Source organism: Ruegeria sp. CG3, from assembly GCF_056537205.1.
The window spans coordinates 1,711,951-1,731,999 of record NZ_JBQFRC010000001.1 but is presented as its reverse complement, the minus strand read 5'-3'; the positions used below and the strand labels follow the sequence as shown (position 1 = coordinate 1,731,999).

At 61.2% G+C, this 20,049-nt stretch carries 19 protein-coding genes; 13 read left to right on the top strand and 6 right to left on the bottom strand.

All coding sequences use genetic code 11. From position 1 onward, the window contains the following. The first annotated feature begins 77 nt into the window (after positions 1–77). Together betA and ACR0NB_RS08550 are read left to right on the top strand one after the other, a co-directional pair. Positions 78–1,736 (top strand): choline dehydrogenase, encoded by a 1,659-nt coding sequence (gene betA / locus ACR0NB_RS08555; protein ID WP_480775413.1) that lies wholly within the window; start codon positions 78–80, stop codon positions 1,734–1,736. 127 nt (positions 1,737–1,863) lie between these two features. Continuing rightward, entirely contained in the window at positions 1,864–2,103 is a 240-nt protein-coding gene (locus tag ACR0NB_RS08550; protein ID WP_093964776.1) for an HP1242/YdcH family protein, read from the top strand. A 46-nt stretch (positions 2,104–2,149) separates the two neighbouring features. Here ACR0NB_RS08550 and ACR0NB_RS08545 read toward each other — a convergent pair whose 3' ends face one another. Both ACR0NB_RS08545 and ACR0NB_RS08540 read right to left on the bottom strand, forming a co-directional pair. Continuing rightward, entirely contained in the window at positions 2,150–3,550 is a 1,401-nt protein-coding gene (locus ACR0NB_RS08545) for a helix-turn-helix domain-containing protein (protein ID WP_093964777.1), read from the bottom strand. Positions 3,551–3,614: 64 nt separating this feature from the next. Then, positions 3,615–4,820 (bottom strand): multidrug effflux MFS transporter, encoded by a 1,206-nt coding sequence (locus ACR0NB_RS08540; protein WP_170436662.1) that lies wholly within the window; start codon positions 4,818–4,820, stop codon positions 3,615–3,617. Positions 4,821–4,992: 172 nt separating this feature from the next. On the opposite strand from ACR0NB_RS08540, the gene ACR0NB_RS08535 reads away from it, so the two are divergent. From ACR0NB_RS08535 to ACR0NB_RS08515, 5 genes are all read left to right on the top strand, one after another. Beyond that, the gene (locus ACR0NB_RS08535) at positions 4,993–6,525 is read left to right on the top strand and encodes an acyl-CoA carboxylase subunit beta (protein WP_170340194.1); all 1,533 of its coding nucleotides are present in this window, start codon (positions 4,993–4,995) and stop codon (positions 6,523–6,525) included. Between the two features lie 70 nt (positions 6,526–6,595). Further along, positions 6,596–7,081, top strand: coding sequence for a DUF6497 family protein (locus ACR0NB_RS08530; protein WP_170369475.1), 486 nt, complete (start codon positions 6,596–6,598; stop codon positions 7,079–7,081). Positions 7,082–7,208: 127 nt separating this feature from the next. Continuing rightward, positions 7,209–7,562, top strand: a complete 354-nt coding sequence (locus ACR0NB_RS08525; RefSeq protein WP_170340793.1) for a hypothetical protein — start codon at positions 7,209–7,211, stop codon at positions 7,560–7,562. Between the two features lie 485 nt (positions 7,563–8,047). Continuing rightward, entirely contained in the window at positions 8,048–8,251 is a 204-nt protein-coding gene (locus tag ACR0NB_RS08520; protein WP_480775412.1) for a hypothetical protein, read from the top strand. 117 nt (positions 8,252–8,368) lie between these two features. Further along, a complete protein-coding gene (locus ACR0NB_RS08515) occupies positions 8,369–10,414 on the top strand; it encodes an ATP-binding protein (protein WP_480775411.1) in 2,046 nt (681 codons plus the stop codon). Between the two features lie 115 nt (positions 10,415–10,529). Here the strand turns inward: ACR0NB_RS08515 and ACR0NB_RS08510 are convergent, their stop codons facing one another. Further along, positions 10,530–10,967, bottom strand: a complete 438-nt coding sequence (locus ACR0NB_RS08510; RefSeq protein ID WP_480775410.1) for a DUF4174 domain-containing protein — start codon at positions 10,965–10,967, stop codon at positions 10,530–10,532. 144 nt (positions 10,968–11,111) lie between these two features. On the opposite strand from ACR0NB_RS08510, the gene scpA reads away from it, so the two are divergent. From scpA to ACR0NB_RS08480, 6 genes are all read left to right on the top strand, one after another. After that, positions 11,112–13,277 carry a methylmalonyl-CoA mutase gene (scpA, locus tag ACR0NB_RS08505; RefSeq protein ID WP_480775409.1) on the top strand — a complete coding sequence of 722 codons (2,166 nt, stop codon included), beginning with the start codon at positions 11,112–11,114 and terminating at the stop codon, positions 13,275–13,277. 157 nt (positions 13,278–13,434) lie between these two features. Next, positions 13,435–14,037, top strand: a complete 603-nt coding sequence (locus ACR0NB_RS08500; RefSeq protein ID WP_170581564.1) for a VOC family protein — start codon at positions 13,435–13,437, stop codon at positions 14,035–14,037. Continuing rightward, positions 14,034–14,522 (top strand): GNAT family N-acetyltransferase, encoded by a 489-nt coding sequence (locus ACR0NB_RS08495; RefSeq protein WP_170581561.1) that lies wholly within the window; start codon positions 14,034–14,036, stop codon positions 14,520–14,522. Before ACR0NB_RS08500 ends, ACR0NB_RS08495 begins: the two co-directional genes overlap by 4 nt. 45 nt (positions 14,523–14,567) lie before the next feature. Then, on the top strand, positions 14,568–15,248 hold the full coding sequence (locus tag ACR0NB_RS08490) for a molecular chaperone DjiA (RefSeq protein ID WP_170340209.1): 681 nt from the start codon (positions 14,568–14,570) through the stop codon (positions 15,246–15,248). A 4-nt stretch (positions 15,249–15,252) separates the two neighbouring features. Further along, positions 15,253–16,266 (top strand): endonuclease/exonuclease/phosphatase family protein, encoded by a 1,014-nt coding sequence (locus ACR0NB_RS08485; RefSeq protein WP_170364626.1) that lies wholly within the window; start codon positions 15,253–15,255, stop codon positions 16,264–16,266. Between the two features lie 51 nt (positions 16,267–16,317). Beyond that, positions 16,318–16,677: a hypothetical protein gene (locus ACR0NB_RS08480; RefSeq protein ID WP_480775408.1), complete on the top strand. Its 360-nt coding sequence runs from the start codon at positions 16,318–16,320 to the stop codon at positions 16,675–16,677. A gap of 9 nt (positions 16,678–16,686) precedes the next feature. Here ACR0NB_RS08480 and ACR0NB_RS08475 read toward each other — a convergent pair whose 3' ends face one another. From ACR0NB_RS08475 to ACR0NB_RS08465, 3 genes are read right to left on the bottom strand one after another with little or no spacing between them, the layout of a single operon-like run. After that, the gene (locus tag ACR0NB_RS08475; RefSeq protein WP_475143172.1) at positions 16,687–18,228 is read right to left on the bottom strand and encodes a Ppx/GppA family phosphatase; all 1,542 of its coding nucleotides are present in this window, start codon (positions 18,226–18,228) and stop codon (positions 16,687–16,689) included. A 49-nt stretch (positions 18,229–18,277) separates the two neighbouring features. Continuing rightward, positions 18,278–18,967 carry an HdaA/DnaA family protein gene (locus ACR0NB_RS08470; protein WP_170365667.1) on the bottom strand — a complete coding sequence of 230 codons (690 nt, stop codon included), beginning with the start codon at positions 18,965–18,967 and terminating at the stop codon, positions 18,278–18,280. After that, complete coding sequence (locus ACR0NB_RS08465; RefSeq protein ID WP_170357245.1) at positions 18,968–20,041, bottom strand: AI-2E family transporter; 1,074 nt, start codon at positions 20,039–20,041, stop codon at positions 18,968–18,970. Positions 20,042–20,049 lie beyond the last annotated feature (8 nt).

The following is a 20,049-nucleotide window of genomic DNA, read 5'->3' as shown; positions in this document are numbered from 1 at the left end:
CACTTTGAAGATACGCCCACCGGTGGCAACGCACGGGACATCCCGCGCCACCGGTCGGGGCCAATGGAGACACGACCATGGAAGCAGATTTCGTCATCGTCGGCGCCGGATCCGCCGGATGTGCGATGGCCTATCGTCTGAGCGAAGCGGGGGCCTCGGTTTTGGTGATCGAGCATGGCGGCACCGATGCAGGGCCGTTCATCCAGATGCCGGCGGCGCTGAGTTATCCGATGAACATGCCGATCTATGACTGGGGCTATCAGTCCGAGCCCGAACCCCACCTGAACAACCGGCGGCTGGCCTGCCCGCGCGGAAAGGTGATCGGAGGGTCGTCCTCGATCAACGGGATGGTCTATGTGCGCGGCCATGCGCGCGACTTTGACACCTGGGCCGATATGGGCGCGGATGGCTGGTCCTTTGCGGATGTTCTGCCCTATTTCAAACGGATGGAAAGCTGGCACGACGGCGGCCATGGTGGTGACCCCAAATGGCGCGGTACCAATGGCCCGCTGCATGTGTCGCGGGGGCCGCGCAAGAACCCGCTGTTCAAGGCCTTCGTCGAGGCCGGGCGGCAGGCCGGCTACGAGCTGACCGATGACTACAACGGCGAGAAACAGGAAGGCTTCGGCCCGATGGAGCAGACCGTCTGGAAAGGGCGGCGCTGGTCGGCGGCCAATGCCTATCTGAAGCCCGCGCTGAAACGCCCGAACTGCGATATCGTACGGGGCCTTGCCACGCGCGTGGTGATCGAGGAGGGCCGCGCAACCGGGGTCGAACTGATCCGTGGTGGCCGAACGCAGATCGTGCGCGCCCGGCGCGAGGTGGTGCTGGCGGCCTCGTCGATCAACTCGCCCAAGCTTCTGATGTTGTCGGGGATCGGACCCGCCGCGCATCTGGCCGAGCACGGCATCAACGTGGTCGCCGACCGGCCCGGCGTGGGGGCGAACCTGCAGGATCACCTGGAACTGTATATCCAGCAGACCTCGCTGCAGCCGATCACGCTGTACAAATACTGGAACCTGTTCGGCAAGGGCCTGATCGGGGCGCAGTGGTTGTTCACCAAGACCGGCCTTGGCGCGTCGAACCAATTTGAAAGCGCGGCGTTCATCCGGTCGAAGCCGGGGGTCGAGTACCCGGATATCCAGTACCACTTCCTGCCCATCGCTGTGCGCTATGACGGCAAGGCCGCAGCCGAGGGGCACGGCTTCCAGGCGCATGTGGGGCCGATGCGCTCCCCCTCGCGCGGGGCTGTGACGCTGCGTTCTGCCAAGCCCGAGGACGCGCCGGTGATCCGCTTCAACTACATGAGTACCGAGCAGGACTGGGAGGATTTCCGCACCTGCATCCGCCTGACCCGCGAGATTTTCGGCCAGGACGCGTTCAAGCCCTATGCGGGCAAGGAGATCCAGCCCGGCGCTGACGTGCAGACCGACGAAGAACTGAACGCGTTCATCGCCGAACATGCCGAGAGCGCCTATCATCCCTGCGGCACCTGCCGGATGGGGCGGGCGGACGATCCGAACGCGGTCGTCGACCCGCGGGGCCGAGTCATCGGGGTGGATGGGCTGCGCGTGGCGGACAGCTCGGTGTTCCCGCAGATCACCAACGGCAACCTGAACGCGCCGTCGATCATGGTGGGCGAAAAGATGTCGGATCATTTGCTGGGCAAAGACCCGCTGCCCCGGGCCAATGGCCGACCATGGATTCACCCCAAATGGGCTGAGGCACAGCGTTGAAGGCATTGCCGGGGAGGGGAACGCGACCGCGAAGGAAACATTCCCCTTTCAATTGATCCGAGTCAAAGTCAGCTTTGGTATTAGGGTCTAGCTGTAGTGCGAAACCAAACTGAAGGAGCGAGCAGGAATGTCCCATACCCCGCATGAACTGGCCGAGGAATTCCCGGACAAGGTTGAACTGATGAGCCAGCTCAAGCAGACCGATGCCCATTTCGCCCGGCTTGCGGACGAATATCACGAACTCAACCGTATGGTGCATCGGGCGGAAACCAATGTTGAGCCGATGGAAGACCTGGCCGAGGGCGAACTGCGCAAAAAGCGGGCCGCGCTCAAGGATCAGATCTGGTCGATCCTGAGCAAAGCGTGAACCAAAAAGGGGGCAGGATCTGATCCTGCCCTTTCCGTTTTTCAGCTCAGGTGACTTCGTAGGGCAGCGTGCCGCGCGTATGGGCGTCGATCTTCAGTCGGCGCTCCAGCGGTGGCACGGACCGTTGGTGGCAGGTCTGGCGTTCGCAGATGCGGCAGGAAATCCCGATCGGTTCGTAGGCGCTGGTGTTGTTGATGTCCAGATTGTCGGCATAGACCAGTGCTTCGGCGTGCCGGACCTCGCACCCGAGGGCGATGGCATAGCGGCGCACTGGCGCACCGAAGGACCCGCCAGACTTTGAAACGTCGCGCGCGATCGAGATATACCGAACCCCGTCGGGTGTTTCCGCCAATTGCAGCAGGAAATGACCAGGCGTTTCAAAGGCCCGGTGCACGTTCCAAAGCGGGCAGGCCCCGCCGAACCGCGCAAATTGCAGCCGTGTGGCCGAATGGCGTTTGGTGATCGTGCCCGCCTGATCGACCCGCACAAAGAAGAACGGGATGCCCTTGGCGCCCGGTCGCTGCAGCGTGGACAAGCGGTGGGCAACCTGCTCGATCGACGCGCCGAACCGGTTGCTTAGCAGTTCAAGATCGTGCCGGTCTTCCTGCGCTGCTGACAGAAAGGCGGTGTAGGGCATCAGTGACGCGCCAGCGAAGTAGTTTGCGAGGCCGATCTTGGCGATCGAGCGGGCTTCGTCGCTTTGAAACTTGGCAAAGTCCAGCGTGGCCTCGAGCAGTTTGTCCTGGCTGATCAGCGCGACCTGCAGCAGCAGTTGAAACACTTGGGTCTGCGGCGCTGCGCGCGAAGACAGGCGCAATGTTTTTGTAGCGTTGTCATAGCTGCGCAGGGCCGGAATGTCTTCGAACATCACCTGAACCCCGCGTTCCTTCAGGCTGTCCAGTGCTGCCTGCCGAATGCCTCCCGGTCCTTCGGCGCGGGCGGCGAACCGTTCCGCGGCTCGATCGACCGCGTCAATGTAGTTGTCGCAATAGTGAAAGAAATCGCGAACCTCTTCCCACGGGCTGGCCTGGATACGGGCATCCTCGCGTCCGAGGGCCTCGTCCAGCGAGGCGAGTCTCTCATGGGTCTGCCGGTAAGCTTTGTGCAGCTCGATGAAGGACCGCGCCAATGCGGGGGCATTGGACGCCGTTAGCCGCAGGTCCGCCAGAGGGGGGATGGCATCCGCGAAGACAGGATCGGCCAACGCCTCGCGCATGTCCGAGACCAGACGCTCGCTGTCGCCGGTGCTCAGCTCGGTAACATCCATGCCGAATTCCTGCGCCAGCGCCAGAACAACCGTGGTCGAGATCGGCCGGTTGTTGTTCTCCATCTGGTTCAGATAGGGCAGGGAAACACCCAGCTTGGCCGCAAATTCCTTTTGCGTCAGCGTCAGACGCGTCCGCATTTCGCGCAGCTTTGCGCCTGCGTAGAGTTTCTGAGTGGCCATCGGTTTTCTTTGCAGTTATTCCGTCTTCGCAGGCTAACTTTGCAAAGTCCCGGGTGCAAGGTGGCTAGATGCCGAGTTGACGTTCCCGCCAGATCACGCTGCTGATCGCGACGATGGCCAGAACCGATGTGGCCAACATCAACCACAACAGCGGCATGGCGCCGGTTTCATTGGTCAGCATTGCACCGGCCAGGGCGCTGAGAGCTGCGCCGCCGCCCAGCATGATCGCGCCGCTCAGCCCGGATGCGGTCGCGGCCAGATGTGGTCGCACGGACAGCGATCCGGCGGTTGCATTCGGGATCGACATGCCGTTGCCCAAGCCGACGAATGTCATGAACCCGAAAAAGCTGAGCGCCGAGCCCCAACCCGCCAGAAACAGAACCGCGGACAGCGCGACGCCGATTGCATTCAGCCAGCAGCCCCAGCGCACCATCCGGTTCACGCCATAGCGCACCGAGTACCGGCCGCTGATGAAGTTCCCGAAGAAGTAACCGACAGCCGGGGCGCCGAAATAGATTCCGACTTCGGCGGCGGTCAGGCCAAAGATCTCGGTGCCGATGAAAGGCGCGCCGCCCAGATAGGCGAAGAACGCGCCAGACGACAACGCGGATGACAGCGAATACCCCCAGAACCGCGGAGAGGTCAGCAGTTCGGGATACTCCCGAAACTGTTGGATCAGGGTTTTGCCGCTCTTGGCCGAGGTTTCTCCGAAGTCATGATAGGTCAGAGCCAGCGCGAAGGCAGCCAGTCCGAAAGGCAGCCAGAAATTGGCCTTCCAGCCAAAGCTTTCCTCCAGAACGCCACCGATGGCCGGTCCGATCATCGGCACGACGGCCATGCCCATGGTGACGTAACCGATCATGGATGCGGCCTGATCCTGGTCATACATGTCGCGCACCGCTGCGCGGCTGAGGACGATCCCCACGACGATAACGGCCTGCCCCATGCGGAAGGCAAGAAATGTCTCGACGTTGGGGGCGTAGATGCACCCCAGAGTTGCCAGCAGAAACAGCACCAGCCCCCACAGCAACACCGGCCGCCGCCCGGCCTTGTCGGCGATCGGACCAATCAGAATCTGCAGGACGGCGTTGATCAGCAAGTACAACGCAATCGACAGCTGCATGACCTTGTAGTCGGCCTCAAAATACACCGCCATGAAAGGCAGGCTGGGAAGGAACAGGTTCATGCTGAGCGCCGACAATCCCGACAGTAGGACAAGCGTTAGCAGCTTGGGCGGAGAGCGGTGCGTAGACGTGGAACTGAACTGCATGGTTCACTCATAATTCCGGTATTCGGGAAAGGCCATGCCGATGCACAAACATTAACTGATTTGCAATTCTCAGAAATGTAATTGCCAAAATTTTGCAAATTTGCCGAAAAGGCCTTTGGGTGATGCGGAGCAATCTATATTGTCGCCACAAATTTGACAGGGGAAAATCGTGATGAAGGACATCCTTGCCGAGCTTGAGAACCGCCGTGAGGACGCGCGCCTGGGTGGCGGGCAAAAACGGATCGATGCGCAGCATGCGCGGGGCAAGCTGACGGCGCGCGAGCGGATCGAGCTGCTGGTCGATGAGGGCAGCTTTGAAGAGTTCGACATGTTCGTGACCCATCGCTGCACCGATTTCGGAATGGAAAAACAGAAACCTGCGGGCGACGGTGTCGTGACCGGCTGGGGTACGATCAACGGCCGCATGGTCTATGTGTTCAGCCAGGACTTTACCGTGTTTGGCGGTTCTCTGTCGGAAACGCATGCGCAGAAGATCTGCAAGATCATGGATATGGCCATGCAGAACGGCGCGCCTGTAATCGGCATCAACGACTCGGGCGGGGCGCGAATCCAGGAAGGCGTTGCCTCGCTGGCGGGCTATGCCGAGGTGTTCCAGCGTAACATCATGGCCTCGGGCGTGGTGCCGCAGATCTCGGTGATCATGGGCCCCTGTGCCGGTGGCGCGGTCTACAGCCCGGCGATGACCGACTTCATCTTCATGGTCAAAGACACCTCGTACATGTTCGTGACTGGCCCCGACGTGGTGAAGACCGTCACCAACGAGGTCGTCACCGCCGAGGAACTGGGCGGAGCATCGACCCATACCAAGAAGTCCAGTGTGGCTGATGGCGCTTTCGAAAACGATGTCGAAGCGCTGGCCGAAGTGCGGCGGCTGGTCGACTTCCTGCCGCTCAACAACCGGGAAAAGCCGCCCGTGCGCCCGTTCTTTGACGAGCCGGGGCGGATTGAGACTTCTCTGGACACGCTGGTCCCGGAAAACCCCAACACCCCCTACGACATGAAGGAACTGATCACCAAGGTAGCCGATGAGGGTGATTTCTATGAAATCCAGGAGGATTTCGCGAAGAACATCATCACTGGCTTCATTCGGCTTGAGGGGCAGACCGTCGGCGTGGTGGCAAACCAGCCGATGGTTCTGGCGGGGTGTCTGGACATTGACAGCAGCCGCAAGGCCGCACGGTTTGTACGGTTCTGCGACTGTTTTGAGATTCCGATCCTGACCCTGGTGGACGTTCCCGGCTTTTTGCCCGGCACCAGCCAGGAATATGGCGGTGTCATCAAACATGGCGCCAAACTGTTGTTTGCCTATGGCGAAGCGACCGTGCCCAAGGTGACCGTGATCACTCGCAAGGCTTACGGCGGCGCCTATGACGTCATGGCGTCAAAGCACCTGCGCGGTGATTTCAACTATGCCTGGCCAACCGCCGAGATCGCAGTGATGGGCGCGAAGGGTGCAACCGAAATCATCCACCGCGCCGATCTGGGAGATCCGGACAAGATCGCGAAGCACACTCAGGACTATGAGGATCGGTTCGCCAACCCGTTTGTCGCGGCCGAACGCGGCTTCATCGACGAGGTGATCATGCCGCACTCGACGCGCCGCCGTGTGTCGCGGGCCTTTGCCAGCCTGCGTAACAAGCAGCTGAAGAACCCTTGGAAGAAACACGACAACATTCCGCTGTAATCCGCCGGGGCGCTTTGCCCCGGTTCGATCCACGAATGTTCCCGATTGACCGCTGACACAAAACCGTTTCATGATCCCAGCCACCAGATACGGAACAGCGCAGGAGATGATCCTGGCGCCTGCGACCCCGGAAGGAGGAGCCTGCCTGTGGCAGGTCCGGGGTCGCGCTCTTGTTCTGGCTTTCATGTGTTTTGGATCGCCCGGTTTCGCGCAGGACGGGAACCTGTTGCCGGTTCCATCCGGCCAGCCGGTGACACTTGAGGACGTTCTGGTCGATACCAACCCGGGCGAACTCTGGCTGCGGTTTCGATTTGTCGCGCCCAAGATTGGCGATGAGGTGGGCGGTATCGGCTATGACGTGGCCGCGACCGACATGGAGCATCTGTGTCAGACGCTGGCCATTCCTTATGTCGCGCACCATCAACTCAGCCCGGCGCGGGTCGTGATCTCGCTGTCCGACCGCCCGGTGGAATTCGGCAACTCGTCTCCGGACGCGACGCAGTATTTTGAAGCCTACCGGTTGGAGCAATCCGCATGTATCTGGGAGGGACTCTGAACATGATTTCCCGATCTCATGTCGTCGGAGCATTCCGAGAAACTGATGCGGCTTTGGAGATACGCATGACACATTCATCCCTGCGCGGGTGCCCGTCGCGGACCGGTTTTTTGAACGAGGTGGCGGCATGTTGAAGCACCGTGGTTTCCCCGGACGGCTGCCGGGAACCGATTTCCAGTTCACGATCCGCCGGGCAAACCCCAAGGGCGTGACGCCATTGACCCGTCGTGAACGCTATCGGGACCGAAAAGCCGCGGACAAGCGTGCCGATACGGCATTCCTCGAAGCTCTGTGGGAGCATTTCGGGGATCAGCCGTTTGAACGCGGAAATCTGGACGCTGGTCGCCTCAGCTGGCTGTTTGGGCGCGAGGTCGTGCCTGCCGAGGATCCGTTCGATCCGGCCAGCTATGATGCGTTGCTGAAGATCGACTTTGAGACCGCGCGGCAATCCTTCCCCGATATCTTCGGTGGGGAGGCATAGTACGGCATGAGCCTTCAGCCAAATATTATGGGTTCATCTGCTTGGAGCGCGATCCGGCGGCGACCGGATATGCGGTCCAGTAGGCGCCCATTGATGGCTGAAGTCTGTGCCGGAACCCGTTGCAAACCGGGCTCTTTCGGCACGAACCTGCGCGCTGTTTCCGGGAATGGGCAATTTCCAGCCGGAATTTCCGGCGTTGCAATTGATCCGTTGGCGGCCGCATTTTTGCCGTGCAAGGTGAACGGGCCGTGCGGCTCGACTTTGCCTGCGCCGCACATGCACCTACTATTCCGTACCCCTTCCTTCCGCGGGCAGGACCGTGTTTCCAACACAGACCTGCCCGCGCTTTTCTTTGGCCGTACTGCGGACCCAAGGCGGCAAAAAACTGCGCAAAGCCCTGTTTCACCCCGTTTGATATTGAATAACAAAGCCCGTTTCAGGCATTTGCTGTTCAATTCGACAAGAAACCAAAAGGGGCAGTATACATGCGAATCTCACGAGTTTTCCTTGCGCTCGCAACCTTTGGCGGGTTGGCAGCCTGCGGTGATTCAACCGGGGAACAGGCGCTGCTTGGCGGCGGAGTCGGGGCTGTCGGGGCTGCGGTTCTCAGCGCGGACCCGATCCTTGGGGCTGCGGTCGGTGCAGCCGGCAACGTGCTGTATTGCAAGACGCAAAACAACTGTAACTGATACCGGTTTTCCGGGGCGCGCGTCGTCCCGGCCATCATTTGACGGAACGCCGTTGCAGGGCATCAGCCCGGCAACGGCGTTTTCGTTTGTCCAGAACACAAAGACAGAGGACGTTCCATGTTCAACAAGATCCTGATCGCCAACCGAGGTGAGATTGCCTGCCGGGTCATCAAGACCGCGCGTAAGATGGGTATCGGCACTGTCGCCATCTACTCGGATGCCGACAAGCACGCGTTGCATGTGGAAATGGCCGACGAAGCGGTTCACATCGGCCCGCCGCCGGCGAACCAGTCCTATATCGTGATCGACAAGGTGATGGACGCCATCCGCCAGACCGGCGCGCAGGCGGTGCATCCCGGCTATGGCTTCCTGTCCGAAAACGCGAAATTCGCCGAAGCGCTTGAGGCCGAAGGCGTCGTGTTCGTGGGCCCCCCGAAAGGGGCGATCGAGGCCATGGGTGACAAGATCACCTCGAAGAAGATCGCGCAGGAGGCCGATGTCAGCACCGTTCCCGGATACATGGGCCTGATCGAGGATGCGGACGAGGCGGTGAAGATTAGCCAGCAGATTGGCTATCCGGTGATGATCAAGGCCAGCGCCGGCGGGGGCGGCAAAGGCATGCGCATCGCCTGGAACGACGAGGAGGCGCGCGAGGGCTTCCAGAGTTCCAAGAACGAGGCGGCGAATTCGTTCGGGGATGACCGGATCTTCATCGAGAAATTCGTGACGCAACCGCGCCACATCGAAATTCAGGTTCTGTGCGACACGCATGGCAACGGCATCTACCTGGGCGAGCGTGAATGCTCGATCCAGCGCCGCAACCAGAAAGTGGTGGAAGAGGCCCCGTCGCCCTTCCTCGACGAGGCGACCCGCCGCGCGATGGGCGAACAGGCCGTGGCGCTTGCCAAGGCCGTGGGGTACGCCAGCGCGGGCACGGTGGAATTCATCGTGGATGGCGACAAGAATTTCTACTTCCTGGAAATGAACACCCGCCTGCAGGTGGAACACCCGGTGACCGAGCTGATCACCGGTGTCGATCTGGTCGAACAGATGATCCGCGTCGCCGCAGGCGAGCCTCTGTCGATCACCCAGGACGACGTAAAGCTGACCGGCTGGGCGATCGAGAACCGGCTGTATGCCGAGGATCCTTATCGCAACTTCCTGCCCTCAATCGGGCGGCTGACCCGCTATCGTCCGCCGCAGGAGGTGGCCGCGGGGCCGCTGCTGGAAAACGGCAAATGGCAGGGCGATGCGCCCAGTGGCGAGACAGCTGTGCGCAACGATACCGGCGTCTATGAAGGCGGCGAGATCAGCATGTATTATGACCCGATGATCGCCAAGCTGTGCACCTGGGCGCCGACCCGCGAGCAAGCGATCGAGGCGATGCGCGTGGCGCTGGACAGTTTCGAGGTCGAAGGCATCGGCCACAACCTGCCGTTCCTGTCGGCGGTGATGGATCATCCGAAATTCGTTAGTGGTGACATGACCACCGCCTTCATCGCCGAGGAATATCCCGATGGGTTCAACGGTGCCGAACTGCCCGAAGGTGACCTGCGCCGCATTGCGGCCTCGTGCGCGGCGATGCACCGGGTGGCCGAGATCCGCCGCACCCGTGTGTCGGGCCGGATGGACAATCACGAGCGCAAGGTCGGCAAGCGTTGGGTGGTCACGCTGCAGGGGCAGGAATATGCGGTGCAGGTGAATGCAGACCGCGACGGTGCCACGGTCAAGTTCGAGGACGGAGCCGCCCTGCGCGTCAGCTCGGACTGGACGCCAGGTGACCAGTTGGCGGTTCTGGACGTGGACGGTAGCCCGCTTGTGCTGAAGGTCGGCAAGATCTCGGGCGGGTTCCGCATCCGTAACCGGGGGGCGGATATGAAGGTGCATGTGCGCCGGCCGCGCGCTGCCGAACTGGCCAAGCTGATGCCCGAGAAACTGCCGCCAGACACATCGAAGATGCTGCTGTGCCCGATGCCGGGCCTGATCGTGAAGATCGATGTCGAGGTCGGCCAAGAGGTGCAGGAAGGTCAGGCGCTGTGCACGGTCGAGGCGATGAAGATGGAGAACATCCTGCGTGCCGAGCGCCGAGGCGTTGTCTCCAAGATCAACGCCGGTCCGGGCGACAGCCTGGCCGTCGATGACGTGATCATGGAGTTCGAATAACGCCCATGTGTGCCTGCCCGGAAAATGTGGGTTTTGCCCGTTCTGCCGCCATCTGCACCGTCGGTGCGGATGAGGCGGGCGTAGCAGACCCCCTCCGCCGGGCGGATTGCGGTCGTCAGCGCCGCTCGCGGACTTCGCGCTCGCGCAGGGGGGTCTTGTCGATGGACCGGCTGATCTCGCGCACGCTCCACGGCGTGGGTTTGCGCAGTTTCACCACCCCGTCCTTGTCGACGAAGACCATCGCGAACCCGCGCGGGCGCAGCTGCGTCCGGATCGGGGAGCGCGCCGAAGGGTCGGTGTCGGTCAAAACGATGACGTCCCGGTCACGCATCATGTCTTCGCCCTCCAGCAACAAGTCGATCTGCTGCTGGAATCTGGGGTCGGCTGGCGTATCGGCGAACACCACTATGGGGCGGTGTGTCCACAGAAACTCGTTCAGATCGCTGTCTCCGGCTGGCCGGATATACGCGGTTTCATCCGGGGCCGCACCGTCGGCGGCGACGGCGGCCACAGGCAAAAAAGCTGACAAAACAAGGGCAAGCGTGCGGGTCATGTGGTCTCCTGTTCCTTTGAATATAGACCCAGTTGCCGCGAATGCGACCGGCGAAATGCGTGCGGCTATCAAAAAAATGAATGATCGGATCTGCCGTGCGTCTGGTCGGCCCCTTCATACACATACCCAGCCCCTCGGCGTGCCATGCGGGCCCGCGACGGGAACAGACAAGAGGATTACGCTATGACCAACACGAAGGATTGGCGCGCCCTGGCCGAAAAGGAGCTGCGTGGGCGCCCTGTCGAAGACCTCTCCAAGACGACGCTGGAGGGGATCGAGGTCAAGCCGCTGTACACGCAGGACGACATCGAGAACCTGCCGCATATCGGGTCGTTGCCCGGCTTCGGGCCTTTCACACGCGGTGTGAAGGCCACGATGTATGCAGGGCGTCCGTGGACCATCCGCCAATATGCAGGTTTTTCCACTGCCGAAGAATCGAATGCCTTCTACCGCCGCAACCTTGCGGCCGGTCAGCAGGGCGTTTCGGTGGCTTTCGATCTGGCCACGCACCGCGGCTATGACAGCGACCACCCGCGCGTGGTGGGCGATGTGGGCAAGGCCGGGGTGGCCATCGACAGCGCCGAGGACATGAAGATCCTGTTCGACGGCATTCCGCTGGATCAGGTCTCGGTCTCGATGACGATGAACGGCGCGGTGATTCCGATCCTGGCCAATTTCATCGTCACCGGCGAAGAGCAGGGCCACGACAAATCGGTTCTTGCGGGTACCATTCAGAACGACATTCTGAAGGAATTCATGGTCCGCAACACCTATATCTACCCGCCCGAGCCCTCGATGCGGATCATCTCGGACATCATCGAATACACCTCGAACGAGATGCCCAAGTTCAATTCGATCTCGATCTCGGGCTACCACATGCAGGAGGCCGGGGCGAACCTGGTGCAGGAACTGGCCTATACCCTGGCCGACGGGCGCGAATATGTGCGCGCAGCCATCGACGCGGGAATGGACGTCGACAAGTTCGCTGGGCGGCTGTCGTTCTTCTTTGCCATCGGCATGAACTTTTTCATGGAGATCGCCAAACTGCGCGCCGCGCGTACGCTGTGGCACCGGGTGATGACCGAATTCGGGGCCAAGTCGGACCGTTCGAAGATGCTGCGCACCCATTGCCAGACCTCGGGCGTTTCGCTGCAGGAGCAGGACCCCTACAACAACGTGATCCGCACCGCATATGAGGCGATGAGCGCGGTGTTGGGGGGCACGCAGTCGCTGCATACCAACGCGCTGGACGAGGCGATCGCGCTGCCTACCGATTTCTCGGCCCGCATTGCGCGGAATACACAGTTGGTGTTGCAGGAAGAAACCGGCGTTACCGATGTGGTCGATCCGTTGGCCGGCTCCTACTATGTGGAAAGCCTGACCAATGAACTGGTCGAAAAAGCCTGGGCCCTGATGGAAGAGGTCGAGGAGATGGGCGGCATGACCAAGGCGGTTGCCAGCGGCATGCCCAAGCTGCGGATCGAGGAAAGCGCCGCGCGCCGTCAAGCCATGATCGACCGTGGCGAAGAAGTAATCGTCGGCGTCAACAAATACCGCAAGGACAAGGAAGACCCGATCGAGATCCTCGAGGTCGACAACCAGGCTGTCCGCGAGGCGCAGATCGCCCGGCTGGAACGCATCCGCGCGACCCGGGACGAGGCCGCCTGTCAGGCTGCGTTGGACGAACTGACCCGGCGCGCGAAAGAGGGGGGCAACCTGCTGGAAGCCGCCGTCGAGGCCGCGCGTGCCCGCGCAACCGTAGGAGAGATCAGCATGGCAATGGAAAAGGAATTCGGCCGTCATCGGGCCGAAGTGAAAACGCTGGCTGGTGTCTATGGCGCAGCCTACGAAGGTGACGAGGGCTTTGCCGCCATCCAGAAATCGATCGAGGAATTTGCCGAGGAAGAGGGCCGCCGCCCGCGTCTTCTGGTGGTCAAGATGGGCCAGGACGGTCACGACCGCGGGGCAAAGGTGATCGCCACCGCGTTCGCCGATATCGGTTTCGACGTGGACGTCGGTCCGCTGTTCCAGACCCCGGCCGAGGCCGCGCAGGACGCGATCGACAATGACGTGCATGTGGTTGGCATTTCCAGCCAGGCGGCGGGCCACAAGACGCTGGCACCGCAACTGGTGGAAGAGCTGAAAAAGGCCGGCGCCGAAGATATCATTGTTATCTGCGGTGGCGTCATCCCTCAGCAGGATTATCAGTTCCTGTATGATCACGGGGTCAAGGCCATCTTCGGGCCGGGGACCAACATCCCTGAGGCGGCACAAGACATTCTGCGCCTGATACGCGAGGCGCGCGCCTGAACTGTGACTTTGGGGGGTTTTCTGCCCCCTTTTTCGCGATGCCTGCGGCCTCGGGCATTCACCCGCTGGGATGTTTGGTGTCAGATGAAGTGCCAAAGTCAGGCTTTTCATGGTATCCGATGGCATGAGGTCGGTTTTGGACGCTGGAGGCGCAATTATGGAGCTTGATCATCTGGCGGTGGCCGCGTCGACCTTGGACGAGGCGGTCGCGCATGTAGAGCAGGCCTTGGGTATTCCGATGATGCCCGGTGGCAAACATGGAAAATTCGGCACCTACAACAAGCTTTTGGGTCTGGACGAGGGCCTGTATCTTGAAGCGATCGCGATTGACCCGGACGCTGCCGATCCTGGGCGGCCACGTTGGTTTGATCTTGATCGTTTCTCGGGGCCGCCGCGGCTCAGCAACTGGGTCTGTCAGGTTTCGGATCTGCAGGCCTATGTCGATGGCTTCTCAATCGACATAGGCGATATCCATGACCTTGATCGTGGTGCCTTGCGGTGGAAGATGGCGGTGCCGGGATCGGGGCGTTTGCCGTTCGACAACCTGTTTCCCGCCTTGATTCAATGGCAAGGTGACCTGCATCCGGCTGGCATGCTGCGGGCCAGTGGCTGCCACCTGCGGCGGCTGGTGGTCTTTCACCCGGACGCGCTGGATTTGGCGCAATTGCTCGGTCCGCTCGACAGGGTAGTTTTTGATTCCGGGTCTGCGGCTCTGCGGGCTGAATTTGAAACGCCGCACGGACCGCGGGTGCTGGAATGATCATTCGCCCGGCTCTGCCCCGGGATGCGGCTGAAATTGCGGAGATCACCAATTCGATCATCCGCGAGACGCTGATCACGTTTACCACGACCGAGCGAAGCCCCGAAGAAATCGCGCGGGATATCGACGAGCGAGGGCTGGCGTTCCAAGTTGCCGAGCTTGAAGGCCGTGTCGCGGGATATGCGACTTTTAGCAGTTTTCGCTCGGGTCCCGGATATGCGCACAGCCGGGAACACACCATCCTGCTGGCTCCTGAAGGCCGTGGGCGCGGCGCGGGTCGCGCGCTGATCCGAATCTTGGAGGAGGTTGCGCGATCGCAAGGCGTGCATGTTCTGGTCGCTGGAATCTCGGCCGAGAACCCGGGCGCGATTTCCTTTCATGCGGCGGTCGGTTTCGAGACGGTCGGCCGAATGCCGGAAGTTGGTCGTAAATGGGGGCGTTGGCTGGATCTTGTGCTGATGCAGAAAATTCTGGCCCCGGAATGAATGGTCGCACCTGACAGTCCGTACTCGGCGCGCTAGTGTGCGCTCATGTCGATCTGGTCCCGCATATCCGAGGCGCTGAGCGCGCTTGCCAAAGGTGAAAGCCTGACGGCCGTTTTTGAGAAGCTACGCACGCCGCCCGAACGTTCGGTGGCCTTCGCGATTGCTGTGATCGCCTTGGGCGCAAAGATGGCCAAGGCGGACGGGCAGGTGACCCGCGACGAGGTGACCGCTTTTCGCGAGGTGTTTCGTATTCCGCCAGAGGAAGAGGCCGGCGCGGCGCGCGTGTTCAACATGGCCCGGACGGATGTGGCCGGGTATCAGGAATACGCACGCAAGATCGCGCGCATGTTCGCCGAAGACAGCACCACCCTGTGCGACCTCATGGAGGGGCTGTTTCACATCGCCATGGCGGACGGGTTCTATCACCCCAACGAGAACGAGTTTCTGGAGGATGTGGCGCGGATTTTTGGCCAGACCGATGCACAGTTCAAAGCCCTGCGTGCGCGCTTCGTTCCAGATGCGCCCAAGGATCCCTACACCGTTCTGGGCGTGACCCCTGACACTCCACTACCCGAGATCCGAAAAATCTGGCGCAGGCTCGTGCGTGACACACATCCAGATGCGATGATGGCCCGTGGTGTTCCCGAAGAAGCAATTCGCCTTGCCGAAAAAAAGATGATCGACATCAACCGCGCCTGGGATGAAATCAACGGCGCGCGGGTCTGAGACGATGCGTCTGGCGACCTACAATATCGAATGGTTCGCCAATTTGTTCGACCGCAATGATGAACTGGTTGTCGATGACAGCTGGTCGGGCCGGCACAATGTCACCAAGGCACAGCAGATCGAGGCCATTGCGACGGTGCTGACGGCCGTCGACGCCGACGCCATGCTGATCGTCGAGGCGCCGAATACGGGCAAATCGCAAAACACGGTGCGCGCCTTGCAGCATTTCGCCGAGACGTTCGATCTGCGTACATCCAATGCGATCATGGGTTTCGCCAACGATACGCATCAGGAACTGGCCCTCTTGTATGATCCCGAGGCCCTGACCGCCCGGCACGACCCGAAAGGAGTGCAAGATGGCGGCCACGATCCCGACGATCTCCCACGCTTTGACCGCGAGTTTCGGATCGATCTGGACATTGACGCGACCGAGGATCTGGTGCGGTTTTCAAAACCACCCATGGAACTGGCGGTCCGAACCCGGGCCGGGTTCGAGTTCCGGTTGATCGGTGCACATCTGAAGTCCAAGGCACCGCACGGTGCCCAATCGCGCGACGAAGCCTTGCGCATCTCTATCGCCAACCGCCGCAAGCAGTTGGCGCAGGCTGTCTGGCTGTCGCGCCGGGTGCGCGCGCACATAGCCGCTGCTGAACCGGTGATCTTGCTGGGCGACTTGAATGACGGGCCGGGATTGGATGAATTCGAACATCTTTTCGGGCGGTCATCGGTGGAAATCCTTCTGGAAACCGGCCTGTACGATCCGCATCCCGCACAGGCACTTCGACCTCGGCCGGGCTGGATCCCATCGACCGCGCGCTTTGCCCGCCCGAAGGAAGGCCAATATCTTGAGGCGTTGTTGGACTACATCATGATCAGCGAGGATCTGAGGGTCCGCAATCCGGTCTGGCGCATCTGGCACCCGTTCCGGGACGAGCACTGCTGGACGGTGCCGGAGTTGCGCGATGCCTTGGTCACGGCCTCAGATCATTTTCCGGTGACGCTGGACATCGACATCTGACCCTTTCAACAACTGATCCCGCCCCTTATATTTCAGGTCATGAAACGATTGATGCTGATAGGTGCCACGGCCCTTTTTGCCGCGCCGGCCGCGGCCCAGGACGAAGGCGGTAAGTCCCTTATGGAGCAGGGGGCCGAGCTGTTCTTCGAAGGCCTGCGAAAGGAAATGGAGCCCGCGCTCGAGGATCTTCTGGGGCTTGCCGAGCAATTCGGCCCGGCCATGCAGTCCTTTATTGAGGAGATGGGCCCGGCCCTTGCCGAGATCGGCGGCAAGGTCAAGGACTGGAGCGCCTATGAGGCGCCCGAAATGCTGCCCAATGGCGACATTATCATCCGCAGGAAACCGGACGTCCCCGACCCGCCTGATGAGGTTGCTCCCAAGGAGGACGACGAAGGCGCAACTGATATCTGATCGTCCGGATCAGCCCTGCATTTTGACGATCGGGCGCGATTTCAGCGCGTTCGCCAGTGACTCGAACCTTGCCCCGGCCACTTCGTTGAACAAGGGGCTGAGCGACTTGGGCAGATAAAACTCCAGTTCGCGCTTCTTGGGGTAGAACCGCAGCTTGCCAGTTGCCGCGTCGTTCTGCATCCAGAGCATTGCGCCGAAACGCATGGCCTTTCCCAGAATCTCGGCCTGCTTCTGGTCGCGCTCGTCCAGCAGTTCGTACAGAGGGGCGAACCGGTTGCCCTCTCGCTTGTTCCGGTACCGATGCTGTAGGGCAAGTCCGATGAAGACACGTTCCGAGTGTTTCAGGCCGCCCAGGTTGGCGCGAGTCACATTGTCGAAACAGACCTCGGCCCGATAATCGGGGTGGGCGCGCCAGCTCACATCGTGCAGCAGGCAGGCCGCCTTGATCAGCCGAACTCGGGCTGGAGGGGCGGACCGGAACAGCGGCATCACGAAATCATAAAGATGCGGCCCGAAACCGGGCAGCCGAGCGTCCTTTTGCTCCGAGAACCGGCAGGCCTCGATCAAAGGGTCGCAATCCCGCAGAATCTGGGGCATCTGCTCATACAGCAGACCCTCGCGGATACCGTAGCTGGATATTGCGATGTCTTTGGGTTTGAAGGTGCGGATCAGCCGCGACAGCACGTCCATGGCGTAAGGGATCAGGGCCATCCGCGAGCTTGAGACCCCGGCCTGAGAGCGCAGGTGTTCGTGGTCGCCCTTTTCGATGAACTTGATCGTTTCGCGCACCTGCTTGGTGGTCATGCGGTATTCGTGCAGCACGTTCAGCGGATATCCGCGGCGCAGCATGTCCAACCTTGCAAAGGCTCGCCAGCTTCCGCCGACCAGGAACAATCGGTCGCGCTGCGGCCCCATCTGGTCACGAAGCGCCTCGAGTGTTTCCTTGATGTGGGCCTTTCGGGCGCGGCGCCCGCCCTTGATATCCCGGAGTTTGAGCGGCCCCAGCGACGAGGACACGCACCGTCCGACCGATCCGCCGCCGATCTCTGCCAGCTCCATGGACGAACCGCCGATGTCGCAGATCAGGCCGTAGGCGCCCGGCCAGCCCAGCAGGACACCCTGTGCCGACAATCGGGCCTCTTCCTCGCCGTCGATGACCGAGATATGCAGCCCTGTCTCGGCCAGAACCTCCTGACAGAACTCCGGACCGTCTTCCGCCTCGCGCACGGCAGCGGTGGCTACAACGTGCAGTCCGGGAAGGCCAAGATCGCGGGACAGGTGTTCAAAGCGCCGCAGCGCCGCCAGCGCACGTACGCGACCGCGCGGGTTCAGCCTGCCGGTCTCCGACAGCCCGGCGCCAAGTTCGCACATGACTTTTTCGTTGTAGAAATATGCGGGTGACCGGGCCGCGCCGTCAAAGATAACCATCCGGACCGAGTTCGATCCTACATCGACCACGCCAACGCGCGAGAGATCGCGGATTCCCGGATGGTCGAACAGCGGTCTTCCGAATGGTCCCCAGTCCGGGATCCTTGCAGCGCTCTGTTCCATGATCTCCCCAACGTTGCCTCGCGCAGGATGCGAAATCGGACCCCATGGGTCAATCACCGGAAACCGCCGTATCGATTTCGTTGTTCAGAACGCGCACGGCCAAGGCCCGTGTTATCTCGCGCTTTTCTGCCAAGGCGACCTGATCCAGTTGCGCCACCACGTCGGCTGCGGTTTCAAATCGGCGATCCATGTGCTTGACGAGGTAGGCGATGACGTCCGGCCCCGGGTTCAGCTGTCGGTCGACGAACAGCTTGGCCAGAACCGCGCACAGCAAGGCATCATCGGGCGGATCAAGCGCCACATGATGGGCACCTTCCACCCGGCTTTGCAGGTCTGCCAGCGGCAGTTCCCAGTATTTGGGGGCAAGGCGCCCGGTCATCAGCAGGGCATGCCCCTCGGCCAGAACCAGATTGTGGAGGTGAAACAGGGTTTTCTGCTGGTCTATATCCCCGGCGATCATGGGGATGTCCTCGACCGCCACGGGACTTTGCGCAAGTGCGGGAACATCTTCGTGTTTCAGATCAGAGGCCTGCACGATACGCCCGCCTGTCTCGGCGGCCCAGACATGCGCAAGATGGGTTTTGCCCGATCCGGCCGGGCCGCTCAGGACCAGCTTGTTGCCCGGCCAAGAATTGGCCGAGATCATTGCGACGGCCAGCGCATTCGCGGGAGACACGAAAAAATCCTCGCGCCCCAGCGCCGTCATCGCCGGAAGATCAAAGCTCAGCTGTTTGGCCATTCACTCGCTTTCCGGATCCAGCTCGTCACGCCCCGTGTACAGGCGGCTTGTCAGATATTGCGAAGTTCCGAAACGTGCAAGCACGCCCAAGGCCGCAGCGACTGGAACGGCGATCAGCATGCCGACAAACCCGAATAGCGCGCCAAAAACGGACAAGGCCAGAAGCAACCAGACCGGGTGCAGCCCGACCGAGTCACCAACCAGTTTGGGCGTCAGGAAATTGCCTTCGACGACTTGGCCGATGGCGAATATCCCTGCCACCAGACCGATCGAGGCCCAGTCACCCCAGAATTGGAACAGCGCCAAGCCAATGGCCAGCGTACCGCCGATCAATGCGCCCAGATAGGGAATGAAGGTGACCAACCCGGCGATGAAACCGACCACCAGGCCGAATTGTAGGCCGACGATCATCAAGGCAACGGCGTAGTAGGTGCCCAGGATAAGGCAAACCGTACCCATGCCGCGCACGAACGAGGCAAGAACAGCGTCAATATCGGCCGCCAGTTTGCGGATCGTCGGTGCATGGTCCCGGGGCAGCAGATCGTTGATCCGGGCGATCATCCGGTCCCAGTCCAGCAAAAGGTAGACGGCCACGACGGGCACAATCACCAGAAGGACCACGATGTTCACCGCTGACCCGACCGAAGCCATGACCGTTTCGAGGATGTCGCCTGTTTTACCCTTCAGCGTGTCGCCCATTGAAAGAAGGAACTGGTGGGTGTTCGATTCCCGGTCCAACAGCGACGGGAATTGCCGCTCGACGAAGGCTCGCATTTCCTGGAACAGGCTGGGCAGTACGTCCACCAGATCGATCAGCTGAGTGATCAGGGCCGGAACCACCATCAGGATCATCAAGGCAAAGGCAAGAATACTGAAGACGGTAATGATCGCCGTCGCAGCCGCGCGGGAGAGCCCCATGTTCTCCAGCCGATCGGCTACGGGATCCAGGAAATAGGCCACTGCGCCGCCGATCACGAATGGCAGCAGAACGTCGCCCAGCAGCCACAACAGCAATATGAATATCGCAGCGGCGATGCCCCAATATCTGAATTGATCCCGAACCGGCAACGCCATCGCGGCCT

Bases quoted from the DNA above. Each gene is read 5' to 3' on its own strand.
- ACR0NB_RS08510 (WP_480775410.1), bottom strand. From the start codon at position 10,967: ATGACCCGCACGCTTGCCCTTGTTTTGTCAGCTTTTTTGCCTGTGGCC.
- ACR0NB_RS08475 (WP_475143172.1), bottom strand. From the start codon at position 18,228: ATGGAACAGAGCGCTGCAAGGATCCCGGACTGGGGACCATTCGGAAGA.
- ACR0NB_RS08530 (WP_170369475.1), top strand. From the start codon at position 6,596: ATGATCCCAGCCACCAGATACGGAACAGCGCAGGAGATGATCCTGGCG.
- ACR0NB_RS08535 (WP_170340194.1), top strand. From the start codon at position 4,993: ATGAAGGACATCCTTGCCGAGCTTGAGAACCGCCGTGAGGACGCGCGC.
- ACR0NB_RS08525 (WP_170340793.1), top strand. From the start codon at position 7,209: ATGTTGAAGCACCGTGGTTTCCCCGGACGGCTGCCGGGAACCGATTTC.
- ACR0NB_RS08495 (WP_170581561.1), top strand. From the start codon at position 14,034: ATGATCATTCGCCCGGCTCTGCCCCGGGATGCGGCTGAAATTGCGGAG.
- ACR0NB_RS08540 (WP_170436662.1), bottom strand. From the start codon at position 4,820: ATGCAGTTCAGTTCCACGTCTACGCACCGCTCTCCGCCCAAGCTGCTA.
- betA (WP_480775413.1), top strand. From the start codon at position 78: ATGGAAGCAGATTTCGTCATCGTCGGCGCCGGATCCGCCGGATGTGCG.
- ACR0NB_RS08500 (WP_170581564.1), top strand. From the start codon at position 13,435: ATGGAGCTTGATCATCTGGCGGTGGCCGCGTCGACCTTGGACGAGGCG.
- ACR0NB_RS08485 (WP_170364626.1), top strand. From the start codon at position 15,253: ATGCGTCTGGCGACCTACAATATCGAATGGTTCGCCAATTTGTTCGAC.
- ACR0NB_RS08515 (WP_480775411.1), top strand. From the start codon at position 8,369: ATGTTCAACAAGATCCTGATCGCCAACCGAGGTGAGATTGCCTGCCGG.
- ACR0NB_RS08545 (WP_093964777.1), bottom strand. From the start codon at position 3,550: ATGGCCACTCAGAAACTCTACGCAGGCGCAAAGCTGCGCGAAATGCGG.
- ACR0NB_RS08520 (WP_480775412.1), top strand. From the start codon at position 8,048: ATGCGAATCTCACGAGTTTTCCTTGCGCTCGCAACCTTTGGCGGGTTG.
- ACR0NB_RS08550 (WP_093964776.1), top strand. From the start codon at position 1,864: ATGTCCCATACCCCGCATGAACTGGCCGAGGAATTCCCGGACAAGGTT.
- ACR0NB_RS08480 (WP_480775408.1), top strand. From the start codon at position 16,318: ATGCTGATAGGTGCCACGGCCCTTTTTGCCGCGCCGGCCGCGGCCCAG.
- ACR0NB_RS08490 (WP_170340209.1), top strand. From the start codon at position 14,568: ATGTCGATCTGGTCCCGCATATCCGAGGCGCTGAGCGCGCTTGCCAAA.
- scpA (WP_480775409.1), top strand. From the start codon at position 11,112: ATGCGGGCCCGCGACGGGAACAGACAAGAGGATTACGCTATGACCAAC.
- ACR0NB_RS08470 (WP_170365667.1), bottom strand. From the start codon at position 18,967: ATGGCCAAACAGCTGAGCTTTGATCTTCCGGCGATGACGGCGCTGGGG.
- ACR0NB_RS08465 (WP_170357245.1), bottom strand. From the start codon at position 20,041: ATGGCGTTGCCGGTTCGGGATCAATTCAGATATTGGGGCATCGCCGCT.